The sequence below is a fragment of the Amycolatopsis sp. NPDC050768 genome (assembly GCF_040654155.1).
In the GTDB taxonomy this organism is placed as follows: domain Bacteria; phylum Actinomycetota; class Actinomycetes; order Mycobacteriales; family Pseudonocardiaceae; genus Amycolatopsis.
The window spans coordinates 126,196-138,750 of record NZ_JBFAHL010000007.1; the positions used below are offsets into that span (position 1 = coordinate 126,196).

The 12,555-nt window shown below is 72.5% G+C and carries 14 protein-coding genes; 1 reads left to right on the plus strand and 13 read right to left on the minus strand.

What is annotated here, in order from left to right:
- Window positions 1-105 precede the first annotated feature (105 nt).
- The 10 genes from AB0H62_RS21695 to AB0H62_RS21740 form a co-directional block, all read right to left on the minus strand.
- Window positions 106-1,497, minus strand: a complete 1,392-nt coding sequence (locus AB0H62_RS21695; protein ID WP_220239331.1) for an aspartate ammonia-lyase — start codon at window positions 1,495-1,497, stop codon at window positions 106-108.
- The gene (locus tag AB0H62_RS21700; RefSeq protein WP_360587711.1) at window positions 1,494-2,816 is read right to left on the minus strand and encodes a dihydroorotase; all 1,323 of its coding nucleotides are present in this window, start codon (window positions 2,814-2,816) and stop codon (window positions 1,494-1,496) included. The genes AB0H62_RS21695 and AB0H62_RS21700 overlap by 4 nt, the downstream gene beginning before the upstream one ends.
- A complete protein-coding gene (locus tag AB0H62_RS21705; RefSeq protein ID WP_360587713.1) occupies window positions 2,813-3,673 on the minus strand; it encodes a dihydroorotate oxidase electron transfer subunit in 861 nt (286 codons plus the stop codon). Before AB0H62_RS21705 ends, AB0H62_RS21700 begins: the two co-directional genes overlap by 4 nt.
- Window positions 3,670-4,983, minus strand: coding sequence for a Zn-dependent hydrolase (locus AB0H62_RS21710; RefSeq protein WP_360587715.1), 1,314 nt, complete (start codon window positions 4,981-4,983; stop codon window positions 3,670-3,672). Before AB0H62_RS21710 ends, AB0H62_RS21705 begins: the two co-directional genes overlap by 4 nt.
- Window positions 4,980-5,453 (minus strand): hypothetical protein, encoded by a 474-nt coding sequence (locus tag AB0H62_RS21715; protein WP_360587717.1) that lies wholly within the window; start codon window positions 5,451-5,453, stop codon window positions 4,980-4,982. Before AB0H62_RS21715 ends, AB0H62_RS21710 begins: the two co-directional genes overlap by 4 nt.
- The gene (locus AB0H62_RS21720; RefSeq protein WP_220239336.1) at window positions 5,450-5,926 is read right to left on the minus strand and encodes a hypothetical protein; all 477 of its coding nucleotides are present in this window, start codon (window positions 5,924-5,926) and stop codon (window positions 5,450-5,452) included. The genes AB0H62_RS21715 and AB0H62_RS21720 overlap by 4 nt, the downstream gene beginning before the upstream one ends.
- Window positions 5,923-6,720: an IclR family transcriptional regulator gene (locus AB0H62_RS21725; protein ID WP_220239337.1), complete on the minus strand. Its 798-nt coding sequence runs from the start codon at window positions 6,718-6,720 to the stop codon at window positions 5,923-5,925. The genes AB0H62_RS21720 and AB0H62_RS21725 overlap by 4 nt, the downstream gene beginning before the upstream one ends.
- A 27-nt stretch (window positions 6,721-6,747) precedes the next feature.
- Window positions 6,748-8,013, minus strand: coding sequence for an MFS transporter (locus AB0H62_RS21730; RefSeq protein WP_220239338.1), 1,266 nt, complete (start codon window positions 8,011-8,013; stop codon window positions 6,748-6,750).
- A 78-nt stretch (window positions 8,014-8,091) separates the two neighbouring features.
- Complete coding sequence (locus AB0H62_RS21735; RefSeq protein ID WP_220239339.1) at window positions 8,092-9,066, minus strand: dihydroorotate dehydrogenase; 975 nt, start codon at window positions 9,064-9,066, stop codon at window positions 8,092-8,094.
- 297 nt (window positions 9,067-9,363) lie between these two features.
- Window positions 9,364-9,699, minus strand: coding sequence for a cupin domain-containing protein (locus AB0H62_RS21740; RefSeq protein ID WP_220239340.1), 336 nt, complete (start codon window positions 9,697-9,699; stop codon window positions 9,364-9,366).
- 104 nt (window positions 9,700-9,803) lie between these two features.
- Between AB0H62_RS21740 and AB0H62_RS21745 the strand changes: the two genes are divergently transcribed.
- Window positions 9,804-10,373, plus strand: coding sequence for a TIGR03086 family metal-binding protein (locus AB0H62_RS21745; protein WP_360587720.1), 570 nt, complete (start codon window positions 9,804-9,806; stop codon window positions 10,371-10,373).
- Between the two features lie 12 nt (window positions 10,374-10,385).
- Here AB0H62_RS21745 and AB0H62_RS21750 read toward each other — a convergent pair whose 3' ends face one another.
- The 3 genes from AB0H62_RS21750 to AB0H62_RS21760 form a co-directional block, all read right to left on the minus strand.
- A complete protein-coding gene (locus AB0H62_RS21750) occupies window positions 10,386-10,739 on the minus strand; it encodes a DUF1622 domain-containing protein (RefSeq protein ID WP_220239342.1) in 354 nt (117 codons plus the stop codon).
- Window positions 10,740-10,952: 213 nt separating this feature from the next.
- Window positions 10,953-11,339, minus strand: a complete 387-nt coding sequence (locus AB0H62_RS21755; RefSeq protein ID WP_360587723.1) for an Lsr2 family protein — start codon at window positions 11,337-11,339, stop codon at window positions 10,953-10,955.
- Window positions 11,340-11,499: 160 nt separating this feature from the next.
- Complete coding sequence (locus tag AB0H62_RS21760; protein ID WP_360587725.1) at window positions 11,500-12,492, minus strand: LacI family DNA-binding transcriptional regulator; 993 nt, start codon at window positions 12,490-12,492, stop codon at window positions 11,500-11,502.
- Window positions 12,493-12,555 lie beyond the last annotated feature (63 nt).

Here is a 12,555-nt window from a genome sequence, read left to right on the forward strand (position 1 = left end):
TCCTGCTGTCACCCGATGGAGGTTTCATTGCAGTACACCCAGGTAAACGAAAGGTAAACGAAGGCCGTCGCCACGGTGTCGGCCGTCGGTGTCATCCCGGGGGTGTCATCCCGCGGTGGCGGCCGGCAGGTCCAGCAGCGTGTCGAGCTGCTCGGAGGTGAGCAGACCGGCGTCGACCACGAGCTCGTGGATCGAGCGGCCGGTGGCCGAAGCCTGCTTCGCCAGCGCGCTCGCCGCTTCGTAGCCGATCACCGGATTCAGCGCCGTGACGAGGCCGATGGACTCGCGGACCTGCCGGCGCAGGTACTCGGTGTTGGCCGTGATGCCGGTGACACAGCGGCGCGCCAGCGTCTGCGCGCCCGTACGCAGGTGGTGCAGCGACTTCAGCAGCGAGTGGGCGATGATCGGCTCGAACGCGTTGAGCTGCAACTGCCCGGCCTCGGCGGCGAGCGTGACGGTGGTGTCGTTGCCGATCACCTCGAACGCGATCTGGTTGACCACCTCGGGGATCACGGGGTTGACCTTGCCCGGCATGATGCTCGACCCGGCCTGCACCTTCGGCAGCCGAAGCTCGTTGAACCCGGCCTGCGGACCCGAGGACAGCAGGCGAAGATCGTTGCAGGTCTTGGAAAGTTTCACCGCCACGCGCTTGAGCACGCCGGACAGCTGCACGAACACCCCGACGTCGGCCGTCGCCTCCACGAGGTCGGTGGCGGTGACGAGCGGCGTGCCGGTGAGCCGCGAGAGGTGCTCGCACGCCAGGCGCGCGTAGTCGGGGTGCGCGTTGAGCCCCGTGCCGATCGCGGTGCCGCCGAGGTTGATCTCCGTCAGCAGCGTCAGTGCTTCGGCCAGCCGCTGCTCGTCCTCGCCGAGCGTCACGGCGAACGCGGTGAACTCGCGGCCCAGCGTCATCGGCACGGCGTCCTGCAGCTGGGTGCGCCCGATCTTCACGACGTCGCTGAACTCGCGGCCTTTCTCGTGCAGCGCGCCGCGCAGCTCGGCCATGGCGCCGAGCAGCTCGGTCGCGGCCGCGTGCACCGCGAGCTTCACGGCGGTGGGGTAGACGTCGTTGGTGGACTGGCCGAGGTTCACGTCGTCGATCGGGTGCAGCCGCGCGTAGTCCCCGCGCGAGTGCCCGAGGAGCTCCAGCGCCCGGTTCGTCACGACCTCGTTCACGTTCATGTTCGACGACGTGCCCGCGCCGCCCTGGATCACGTCCACGGTGAACTGCTCGTGCAGCCGGCCGGCCTCGATCTCCTCGCACGCGGCGACGATCGCGGCGGTCTTGTCGTCGGACAGCAGGCCGACGTCGTGGTTGGCCAGCGCGGCCGCGTGCTTCACGCGGGCCAGCGCGACCACGAGCTCGGGGTGCGTCGAGAGCGGCAGGCCGCTGATCGGGAAGTTGGCCATGGCGCGGCGGGTGTGCACGCCGTAATACGCGTCGGCGGGCACGGCCAGCTCGCCGAGCAGGTCTGCTTCGGTGCGGGTGGTGGTCATCGGGCACTCCTGGTGAACAACGCGCCGCGGTCGGCGGTCACGGCGCCGGCGACGACCGTCGCCACGGGCCGGTGGGTGAAGGACAGGCCCCCGAACGGGGTGTTGTGCGAACGGCCCGCGGTGTCGGCGGGGTCGACCGTCCAGTCGGCCCGCGGGTCGACGAGGGTGAACGTGGCCGGCTCGCCGACGGCGATCGGGCGGCCGGCGGACGCGGCGATGCCGCCGATGCGCGCCGGGGCGTGGGCCATGCGGTCGGCCACGAGCGCCCAGTCGACGCCGCGGCTGGTGTGCAGCACCTCGGACACCACGGCCAGTGCCGTCTCCAGCCCGGTCATCCCGAACGGCGCCCCGCACCAGTCGGCGGCTTTCGCCTCGGCCGGGTGCGGCGCGTGGTCGGTGGCGACGGCGTCGATCGTGCCGTCGAGCAAGGCGGCCCGCAGCGCCCGGACGTCGCCGGGGGAGCGCAGGGGCGGGTTGACCTTGAATTTCGGGTCCGCGCTCGCGGCCTCGCCGTCGGTGAGCAGCAGGTGGTGCGGCGTGACCTCGGCGGTCACGGCCCAGCCCTGCTCCTTGGCCCACCGCACGAGCGCGACCGAGCGCGCCGTCGACACGTGGCAGACGTGCAGCGGCGCCCCGGCGTCGGCGGCGAGCACGATGTCGCGCGCCACCACGGTTTCCTCGCCCGTGGCCGGCCACGGCGGCAGCCCGGTCCGCTCGGCCGCGCGGCCCGCGTTGATCTGGCCGGCGCCGGCGAGCGGGCCCGACTGGGCGTGCTGGGCGAGCACCGTGCCGGTCCGCTTGGTCAGCTCGAGGGCGTCGCGCACCAGCACGGGATCGTCGACGCAGCGGCCGTCGTCGGAGAACAGGCGCGCGCCGGCCGCGGCCATGGCTTCGAGCGGTGCGAGGCGGTGCCCGGCAAGGCCTTCGGTGATCGCGCCGACGGCGTGCACGCGGCAGGACGCGGTGCGCTCGGCCAGGTCGAGCACGTGACGGATCCGCTCGGGCGAGTCGGTGACCGGGCTGCAGTTGGCCATGGCGAACACATCGGAGTACCCGCCGGCCGCCGCCGCGGCGGTGCCGGTGGCGATGGTCTCGGCGTCCTCGCCGCCGGGCTCGCGCAGGTGCGTGTGCAGGTCGACGAACGCGGGCAGCAGCACGAGACCGTCGGCGTCGAACCGGTTCGGCTCGTCGGCGCTGCCGCGGGGCCGCAGCTCGGCGATGCGGCCGTCGCGCACCACGAGATCGATCGGGGTGCCGCCGAACGGGGCCACGCCGGTGAGCACCGCGTGGCCGAGCGGGGCCTGCGTGAGCGGGCTCATGCCGGCACCTGCAGCCGGAACACGGGCCCGTCCTTGCAGATCAACGGTGATTCCTCGGGCCCGCCGCGGGTTCCGGTGGCGCAGCCGTGGCAGTAGCCGAGACCGCACGCCATGTGTGCTTCCAGCGACACCTGCACCTCGGCGCCCCAGCGGTCGGCCAGCTCGCGGCACAGCCACGCCAGCCGGTCGGAGCCGCACGTGAGGATCCGCTGCGGCGGCGCACTGTCCAAAGTGGAGGTCAACTCCGTCCGCAGGCGCGCGATCTCGCTGGTGCCCTGAGCGTCGGTCACGGTGAGCACGCGCTCGGCGCCGCACTCGTGGTAGAAGTCAGCGCCGATCACGGCTTCCGGCGTCCGTCCACTCGCGACGGCGACCAGCTCGGTGCCGCTGCCCGCGAGGTCCTGCGCGACGGTGGTGAGCGAGCAGGTGCCGATGCCACGCCCGACCAGCAGCACGCGCGTGGTGTCGGCGGGCACGTGGAACCCGCGGCCGAGCGGACCGACCACGAGCATCGTCTCGCCGGCGGAGAACGTGGTGAGCTTGCGCGTGCCGTCGCCGACCACGCCGTAGACGACCTCGATCGTGCCGGCGTCGGCGTCGCGGCGGTAGATCGCCATGGGCCGGGGCAGCACGGGCCCGCTTTCTCCTTGGCGCGCGGCGGTGAGCATCACGAACTGCCCGGCCGTCGCGGCCCGCGCGATGCTCGGCGCGTGCAGGCGCAGGTACTGGTAGCGGTCGGCTTCCGGACGGTGCTCCAGCACTTCCGCGTGGTGCCACGTCGGGGTCGGGAGGACGGCGCCGGTCGCCGGCAGGGGCGTCACGTGGTCGCGGACGGCCCGGGTTTCGGTGGTGGTCATGACTGCTCCGATCCCGCGACGGGGAACGCGGTGTCGAGCCGGACGAGGCTGTGGGCGAGCACTTCGGTGCCGACGACGAGGTCGGCGAGGTCGGTCCACTCGTCGGGGCTGTGGCTCACGCCGTCGCGGCTGGGCACGAAGAGCATGCCGGTCGGCGTGACGTGGTTGACCATCTGCGCGTCGTGGCTGGCGCCGCTGGGCAGCACGCGGTGCGCGAAGCCGAGCTCGGCGCAGGTGGCCGCGACGACGTCGGTGACCCGGCGGGGCAGCAGCACGGGGGACGCGTCGGCGAGGGTCTGGGCGCTGAAACCGATTCCGCGGCGCGCGGCGAGGGCGTGGGCGCGCTCGACGATCTCCGCGGCGGTCTGGCGCTGGCGGTCGCTGTCGACGTCTCGGACATCGACGTGCAGCTGCGCCTGTCCGGCGATTGTCGTGATGGACCCGGGGGCGGAGTCGAGCCGGCCGACGGTCGCGCGGGTGCCGTGGTGGCGGCTGTCGGTGGCGATGGCTTCGATCAGCAGCACGATTTCGGCCGCCGCGGCCAGCGCGTCGGCGCGCTGGTGCATGGGCGTGCCGCCCGTGTGTGACGCGCGGCCGGTGAGGTCGAGGCGCAGCCGGGTGCTGCCGGAGATGAGGTCGACGACGCCGAGCGGCAGACCCGTCGACTCGAGCACACTGCCCTGCTCGATGTGCAGCTCCAGGAACGCGGCCCAGTCCGCGGGGTGCCAGCGCGCGCCGGCCGCGCCCTCCGGGTCGAGGCCGACCGAGCGCATCGCGTCGGCGAGGCTCGTGCCCAGGGCGTCGAACTTGGTCTCCAGGTCCGCGGCGCCGGTGAGCCCGGCGACGACCCGGCTGCCGGTGCACGCCTGGCCGAAGCGCGCGCCCTCCTCCGCGGCGAACACGACGAACCGCACAGGGTGGGCCAGGCGCACGTCGTGCTCGGTGTAGAGCCGCGCGGTCTCCATGGCCGCGACCACGCCGGCGATGCCGTCGAACGCGCCGGCGTTGGGCACGCTGTCGAGGTGCGAGCCGGTGCCGAGCGCGGGCGCGTTCGCCACGGTGCCGGGGAGCTCCGCGATCGTGTTGCCCGCGGCGTCGGTGCGCACGTCGAGGCCGAGCCCGCTGACGTGCTCGGCGAACAGCGCGTGCGCGCGGCGTTCGAGCGGGGTGTGCGCGAGCCGGGTCACGCCCGGTCCGGAGTCCGGTTCGGACAGTGCGGCGAACGTGTCGAGCCAGTGCGCGATCCGGTCCGGGTCGGCGCGCAGCCGCGTGTCCACAGTGGACTCCGATGACGCGGTGGACGCGGTCATCGTGGACCACCCGGCAGCTCGGTCAGCAGCGCCGCCGTCGGCGTGCCCGTCACCTCGGCGAGCGCGGGCGTGGCCAGCACCGCCGCCACCGCGACGACTTCGGCGCGTGTGGTCGCGGCGAGGTTGAGCAGCGTCCTCAGCCGAGCGGGTTCCCACGCGGTGCCGACCAGCGCGATCCGCGTGCCGGCGGTGACCGGCGGGTGGAAGCCGACCACGCCTTCGAGCTCGGACGCGCGGGTCACCGTGGCGCCCAGCTGCCGGGCGACGACGTGGGCGAGCACGGCGTCGTCGGCACCGTGCCACACCGCGACCTGGTCGAGGGTGTGCTTGGCGAGCAGCTCCGCCAGCGCCGAGCCGACCACTTCGGTGGCGGCGGGATCGGTGGGCGTGTCGAGCGAAGGGCCATAGGTGTCGGGGCTGACGCCGAGCTTGCGCACCGCGGCGCCGACGTCCTGGACGGGAGTGGTCATGACTGGTTCTCCGAAGGGGTTCGAGTGCCCGCGAGGGTTGGGGTGCCGTCGGCCGCGAGCACGCTGAGCAGGACGACGGGTTCGGCGCCCGCCGCGCGTACGCGGTCGGCCAGCGCGGCGGCGGTGGCGTCGGCCGGGGTCTCGGCCGGGTCGTCGGCGATCGGCGTCACGACGGCGACGCGGTCGCCCCGGTGCACCTCGCCGGCGTCGACCGCGAACGGCAGACCGGTGTGCAACGCCAGCGCCGTGGTGACCGCGACGGCGTCGGCCGTGCCCGTGGTGACCAGCCGATCGGTCGCCGTCGGCAGTTCCTCGGCGAGCAGCGCCGCCGCCCGGCGCAGGATCGACGGCCGCGTGGTGAACGCGGCGCCGATCGCCGCGAGATCCGCGCGCAGCTCGCCGCGCCGCCGCTCGGCGTCGAGGAACACCGTGGTGGTGTCGGTGGCCGTGGCCAGGTCGTCCTCGAGGCTCATCGGGCGCTCCTCGCCGGTCCGCCGACCGCCGTGGTGGGTTCGGCGCCGGCGAAACCGAGCTCTGCGGACAGTTCACGCGCGGCGGTGAGGACGGCGTCCGTCGCCACCGTGCGCGCGGTGCCCTCGCGCATGCGGTTGCCGGCCGCGGCCAGCGTGACGCTCGCGGCCACCGCGCCCGTGGAGGTGAAAATCGGGGCGGCCACGGCCCAGACGCCGCGGTCGAGCTCGTCGTCGCAGATGTCGTACCCGCGGGCTCGCACGAGGGCGAGGTGCTCCACGAGTTCGTCCACTGTGGTCGGCGTGTCCGGCGTGAACGCGTCGAGCGACTGGGTTTCGAGCACCCGCCGGGCCGCGGGTTCCGGCAGGTAGGCCAGCAGCGAACGGCTCGACGCCGCGGCGTGCAGCGGCATCTCCTGTCCGATGCGCACGAACAGCCGCAGCGGGTGGCGGCCCTCCACCAGCGCGACGCACACCGCGCGGGCGCCGATGAGCTCGGTGAGGAACACCGTCTCGCCACTGGCTTCCGCGGCGTCGACCACCGCCTGGTGCGGGTTGGCCAGCAGTGCCGTCCGGTGCGGCGCCGGCTCGCCGAGCTGACGCGCGGCCGGGCCGAGGAAGTAGCGCTTGTTGGTGGGGGAGCGGGTCACGAAGTTCTCCTCCATCAGCGTGGTGAGCACGCGGTGCGCGCTGCCCACGGGGATGTCGAGCTCCTCGTGCAGCTCCTGGAGCGTGGCGCCCTTGCCCTTCGTCGCGAGGGCCCGCAGCACGGACAAGGCGCGGATGACGACCTGCATGGTTCTCCTGTCGATTGAGCGCGCGGCTCAGGCGAGCTGCTCGGCGCGACGATCGGGGATGAAGATCATCGCGACCATGTCGAGCAGGTAGATCACGGACAGCACGCCGATGGCGAAGCCGAAGCCGTAGCTCGCGGCGACGAGCGCGACCACGATCGGCGCGAACCCGCCGACCGCGCGGCCGAGGTTGAACAGCACGTTCTGCGCCGTGGACCGGATCGCCGTGGGGTAGAGCTCGGCCATCAGCGCGCCGTAGCCGCCGATCATGCCGTTGGCGAACGCGCCCATGATCGCGCCGCCCACCATCAGCGCCCACGGCGACGACAGCTGGCTGTACCCGAGGACTGAGAGGGCGGCGCCGGCCTGGAAGAGCCAGAAGGCCTTGCGGCGCCCCAGTTTGTCGGCGACCTCGCCGAACGCCAGGATCCCGACGCCCATGCCCACCACGGTCACGGCGGTCCACACCCCGGATTTCGTGAGGCTGTAGCCGAACTGCGTGGACAGGTAGGTGGGCAGCCAGATCATGATGCCGAAGTACCCGAAGTTCTGCACCGACGTGAGCACGAGGACGCCGATCGTTGCGCGGGTGGTGGGCGCGTCGGCCACGAGCAGCTTCAGCGGCACCTTCGGCTTGCCCTGCTGGAGCGCGCGGTGGCGCGTGAACTGCTCGGGCTCGTGCAGCCGCGAGCGGAACACGATGGCGACGATCGCGGGGAACGCGCCGAGCAGGAACAGCCCGCGCCAGCCCCACGCGTTGAGCACCGGAGCGGAGACCAGCGCCGCGAGCAGCACCCCGGCCTGCCAGCCGAGCCCGACCAGCGACGTCGCCCGTGCGCGCTTCTTCGCCGGCCACGCTTCGGCCGCCAGCGTCATGCCGATGCCGAACTCGCCGCCGATGCCGACGCCCGCGAGGAACCGGAAGACCGCGATCTCCCAGTAGCTCGTGGAAATCGCGGTGAGCCCGGTGAACACGGCGAAGAAGATCACCGAGTACGTCAGCACCTTCACCCGGCCGATGCGGTCGGACAGGATCCCGAACGCGATCCCGCCGACCACGGCGCCGATCAGCGTGATGGTGGCCAGCGATCCGGCTTCGGCGCCGCCCAGCCCGAGGTCACCGGAGATGGCGGAGAGCGCGAACCCGAGGATCAGCAGGTCGAAGCCGTCCATCGCGTAGCCGAGCGAAGACGCGAACACCGCCTTGCGGGCGTAACGCGTGGTGGCTTTGGTGGCCGGGGTGTCTTCGGACGTGGCGGGTGGTGCGGTGCTGCCGGCCAGCGTTTCGTCGGACATGGTGTGGAGCACTCCTCACAGCGTTGGGGGAAGGGGGACGGGGCTGGGGGAACGGGGCTGGGGGATAGGGGAAGGGCTTCAGGCGCGCAGGGTTCCGATGAGCTCGTGGACGGCGCCCGCCCCGAGCTCGGCGCAGTGGCGGGCGAGGTCGCGCACGATCTCGGCCATCGCGTAGGGGCGGGTGAACGTCGCGGTGCCGACCTGCACGGCGGTGGCGCCGGCGATGAGGAACTCGACGACGTCGCGGGCACTGCTGATGCCGCCGCAGCCGACGACCGGGATGTCGACGGCACTCGCGGCCTGCCACACCAGCCGCAGCGCGAGCGGTTTCACGGCCGGGCCGGACAGGCCGCCCACGCCGTTGCCCAGCACCGCGCGCCGCGAGCGCACATCGACGGCCAGGGCGGGGAAGGTGTTGCTCACGGTCACGGCGGTCGCGCCCGCCCGCTCGGCGGCGCGGGCGATCTCGCCGATGTCGGTGACGCCGGGCGTGAGCTTCACGAGCACCGGCAGTTCCGTCCGCGCCACCACACCGGCGACGACGGCCTCGACCGCCGCGGGGTCGGCGCCGATGGCGAGCCCGCCGTGTTCGAGGTTGGGACAGGACACGTTGACCTCGAAGGCCGCGCACTCCGCGCCGGCCAGCTCGTCGGCGACCTGCCAGTACTCGTCCACGGTCAGCCCGCCGACGCTGGCGATCACCGGGACGCCGAACTCGCGGTAGCGCGGCAGCACGTCGTGCACGAACCGGCTCGTGCCCGGGCTGGGAATGCCGACGCTGTTGAGCATGCCGAGCGCGCTTTCCGTCAGCCGGTGAGACGGGTTGCCGGAGCGGCGCTGCGCGAACACGGTCTTCGTCACGACGGCGCCGAGCTCCCGCACCGGCAGCAGGGGACCGAGCTCGGGCCCGAAGCAGCCGGACGCGGGCATCACCGGGTTGGCGAGCGTGAGCGGGCCCAGGGGAACCGACAGGTCGACGGCCGATCCGGGCGCGGTGGCGAACAGCCGGTCGCGGTCGTCGCGGCCGGTCGTCCGGTCCAGCACCTCCGTCATGCGGAATCACACCCTCCATCGAACGGAAACGAGAGAAGTGAGGATGAGTCCGGCCCAGCGTGGTGTCAAGGCAGCGGCGGCCCCGCCTGTCGACGGTGGTCAGAGCCGGTTTCACGACACGGCGGCGCGAGTGCGGAGTGTTTCCGCGAGGTGGAAACGTGCCCTCCGCGATGCCGGAGGGTTCCGCAGGTCAGCGCCGGATTCGGCGATTTCGGCGGCCGGGTGCGAACCGCGCCGACAAATGTGCGAATGCGAACGCGGGTGCGGAGCCTCTGCGCCGTCGTGTGTGGACAGTGTCTACTCGAGCCACTCCGTCACGAACCGGTCGTTCTCGTGGATGTGCACGGCTTCGTAGCGCTCGGGCCCGAGAACCACGAACTTGTGCGCGACCCCGGCGGGGACCGCGAGCACGTCGCCCGCCCGGCCTTCCCGCTCGGTGTCGCCGATGGTGAACAGGGCGCGGCCGCGCTGGATCACGAACGTCTCGCGGTAGGGGTGGCGGTGCAGGCGCGGGCCGGACCCGGCGACGTCGGTGCTCTCGCGGATGATGGACACGCTCGCACCGACCTCGTGCCCCTCGACGTTGCGCGTCAGCGCGCCGGTCTGGTCTTCGGTGCTGGTCGAATCGGTCATTCCCGCCACGGTAGCCCTGAGCCCGCGAAGTCGGGACCGGATTCGGTCTGTTCCGCCGTCCGCCGGTGGTCGTAGGGCCAGAACATCCGTGAAGGGAGCAAGCTGTGGATCTTGTGGAGCAGTTTTTCGTGGCGCAGGACGGCTTCGGCAAGGTGGTGGCCGAGGTGCCGGCGCATCGATGGGACGCATCGTCGCCGTGCGCGGCGTGGACGGTGCGGGACATCGTGGGCCACGTGCTGTGGGGCCGCCACCGGCTGTCGGCCTGGGTGACCGGGGCCGACTACCCGGAGACCGCGGGGGAACCCGGCGCACCGAACCCCGGTGTGCTCTGCGCCGGGGATCCGGCGCAGGAGTGGCGCGTGGCGTTCGAGGCGACCGCCCCGGGTCTGACCCGTGACGGGCTCGCGCGGGCCATGTCGACCGACGACGCCGGGCGTGTGCCGCTCACGACGCTGCTGCCGGCGTTCGTCTCCGACGCGCTCGTCCACACCTGGGACATCGCGCACGCTGTCGGCCTGACTGTCACGCTCGACCCGGCGGTGGTGAAGGCTACGGGCGAGTGGGTCCGGTCGATTCCGTTGCAGCGTCCGGAGTTCTTCGGGCCCGAGCTCACGCCGCCGGTAGACGCCGACGAGACCACGCAGCTGCTGGCGTTCCTGGGCCGCGCGGCCTGAGTGCCGGCGAGGTCAGGCGGGCGGCTGCGGCCCCCGCTTGGCCTGCCACGGCCACGCGCCGGAGATCTCGACCTCGAGCGCGAAGCTCAGCACGGTCCGGATCAGCACGATCAAGCCGAGGACCAGCACGTTCTCCAGTGACGCGTCGACGATCACGGTCCGGATGATGTCGCCGGCGATCAGGATCTCGAGCCCGAGCAGGATGACGCGGCCGAGGTGCACCCGCAGCTGATCGTAGCTGCCGCGGCGCCGGGTGGCGTCGACGACGAAGCGCACCAGCACCACCACGAGGCCGATGGCCATGATGCCGACGCCGAGGCCTTCGATCACGGAGGCGACGGTCTCGAACGACTCGGTGAAACTCATCCGCGAGTCCCCTCTCCGAGGCGGACGTCGGGGAAGGTCCGCGGCTCCCGGCCGGAACGTACGAACCGCCTCGACGGACTGTCAAGGCCCTGGCGGCGGCGGTCGTTCACGGGGAACTGCCGGTGATCTGCGGTTTTCGGATTCGGTGGGGACGTTTCCGGCGAGCGTGCGGCGGATCTGCGAAAATGGCCGCACGACTTCGCCGGATCAGTTTTAGGCCTTGGCCTTTTTGTGACCACCGCGGGCGCGCGACTTCGAGCCCGAGGCGCGGCTGTTTTCGTAGGCGGTGACCACGTCGGTGGGAATGCGGCCGCGTTCGGAAATGCTCCAGCCGTTGTCCGCTGCCCACGCGCGGATGCTGCGCGAGCGTTCGCGGTCCTCGGGCGTCGGCGTGCCCGAACCGGTGCCACGGCGGACCTTGCGGCCGCCGGTCCGGCGCGAGGCGGCGATGTAGCGGGCGAACTCTTCACGCAGAGTTCCCGCGTTCTTGTCGGAGAGATCGATTTCGTACTGGACGCCGTCGAGGCCGAAGGGCACGGTCTGGTGCGCGACCCCGCCGTCGATGTCGTCCACCATCTGGACCAGGACCTTGTGCGCCATGGCGGGTGAATCCTCCTCGAACGTTTCCGGCAGCCGCGTTTTCCGTGGCCTGAGAAGAACTGTAACATCGATCCACAGTGGAACGCAGTATTGGGAGTGACCGGAATCCCGTGTCGGTCCCGATTATTTTCCGACATTTCCCCTCGGATGCGGGGAATGGTCAGCGGTGGTACCCGGGCGCGCGGGCGGTGGTGGCGCGCACGACGAGCCGCGTCGGCAGTTCCGTGACCACCCGGCCGGCCGGGTCGGCGGCAGAATGGGCCAGCAGCAGATCCACCGCGCGGCTTCCGGCCTCGGCCAGCGGCATGGCGACAGTGGTGAGCGGGGGAGCGGACACCGCCGCGTAGACGAGGTCGTCGAAGCCGGTCACGCTCAGCTCGCCCGGCACGTCGACCCCGCGCTCGCGCAAGCGCGCCAGCACGCCGAGCGCCATCACGTCGTTGTAGGCGAGCACCGCGGTGACTTCGGCGGCGAGCGCCTGGTCAGCGGCGGGCGCGCCGTCCTCGTACCGCGGGGCGAACGGCCCGAGCTCCACGATCTCGATGCCGTGCTCCGCGGCGGCCGGACGCAGGCCGCGCAGCCGTTCGTGGTTGGACCACGAGCTGTCCGGGCCGTTGAGGTAGGCGCAGCGGCGGTGCCCGAGCCCGGCCAGGTGCGCCACGACCTCGCGCATCCCGCCGGCGCTGTCCATCACCGTGGCGCCGATCCCGGCCACGCGGCGGTTGAGCAGCGCCAGGGACGTGAGGCCGTCGAGCTCGGTGATGGTGGCGTCGTCGATCCCCGGCGAGCACAGCAGCACGCCGTCGGCCTGCTTCGCCAGCGTGCGCACCAGCTCCTGCTCGGTGGCCGGGTCCTCGTCGCTGTCGCCGACCAGCACGGCATGGCCGGTTTCGCGCGCCCGCGCCTGGACGCTCTTGAGCACGCCGGTGAAGAACGGGTTCCCCAGATCCGGCACCACGATGGCGATCGCGCCGGTCTTGCCGGTGATGAGGCTGCGCGCCGCCGGGCTCGGCCGGTAGCCGAGCTCCCGCACGACCGTGAGCACCCGGTCGCGCGTGGCTTCGCTGACGCGGTCGGGCGAGCCGAGCGCCCGCGACACCGTGGCCACCGACACCTCTGCCCGCCGTGCGACATCCCGGATCGTGATCCGCACGGTTCTCCTCCGCCCACCGCCGCGGCGCGGCTGGCCCCGATTGTAGGGCCGGGCCCGCCGCGC

What these genes read in the sequence shown, in the direction of transcription:
- AB0H62_RS21710 (WP_360587715.1), bottom strand. Translation starts at nt 4,983, where the DNA reads ATGACCGCGTCCACCGCGTCATCGGAGTCCACTGTGGACACGCGGCTG.
- AB0H62_RS21755 (WP_360587723.1), bottom strand. Translation starts at nt 11,339, where the DNA reads ATGGCGCACAAGGTCCTGGTCCAGATGGTGGACGACATCGACGGCGGG.
- AB0H62_RS21695 (WP_220239331.1), bottom strand. Translation starts at nt 1,497, where the DNA reads ATGACCACCACCCGCACCGAAGCAGACCTGCTCGGCGAGCTGGCCGTG.
- AB0H62_RS21750 (WP_220239342.1), bottom strand. Translation starts at nt 10,739, where the DNA reads ATGAGTTTCACCGAGTCGTTCGAGACCGTCGCCTCCGTGATCGAAGGC.
- AB0H62_RS21740 (WP_220239340.1), bottom strand. Translation starts at nt 9,699, where the DNA reads ATGACCGATTCGACCAGCACCGAAGACCAGACCGGCGCGCTGACGCGC.
- AB0H62_RS21725 (WP_220239337.1), bottom strand. Translation starts at nt 6,720, where the DNA reads ATGCAGGTCGTCATCCGCGCCTTGTCCGTGCTGCGGGCCCTCGCGACG.
- AB0H62_RS21700 (WP_360587711.1), bottom strand. Translation starts at nt 2,816, where the DNA reads ATGAGCCCGCTCACGCAGGCCCCGCTCGGCCACGCGGTGCTCACCGGC.
- AB0H62_RS21730 (WP_220239338.1), bottom strand. Translation starts at nt 8,013, where the DNA reads ATGTCCGACGAAACGCTGGCCGGCAGCACCGCACCACCCGCCACGTCC.
- AB0H62_RS21715 (WP_360587717.1), bottom strand. Translation starts at nt 5,453, where the DNA reads ATGACCACTCCCGTCCAGGACGTCGGCGCCGCGGTGCGCAAGCTCGGC.
- AB0H62_RS21735 (WP_220239339.1), bottom strand. Translation starts at nt 9,066, where the DNA reads ATGACGGAGGTGCTGGACCGGACGACCGGCCGCGACGACCGCGACCGG.
- AB0H62_RS21720 (WP_220239336.1), bottom strand. Translation starts at nt 5,926, where the DNA reads ATGAGCCTCGAGGACGACCTGGCCACGGCCACCGACACCACCACGGTG.
- AB0H62_RS21705 (WP_360587713.1), bottom strand. Translation starts at nt 3,673, where the DNA reads ATGACCACCACCGAAACCCGGGCCGTCCGCGACCACGTGACGCCCCTG.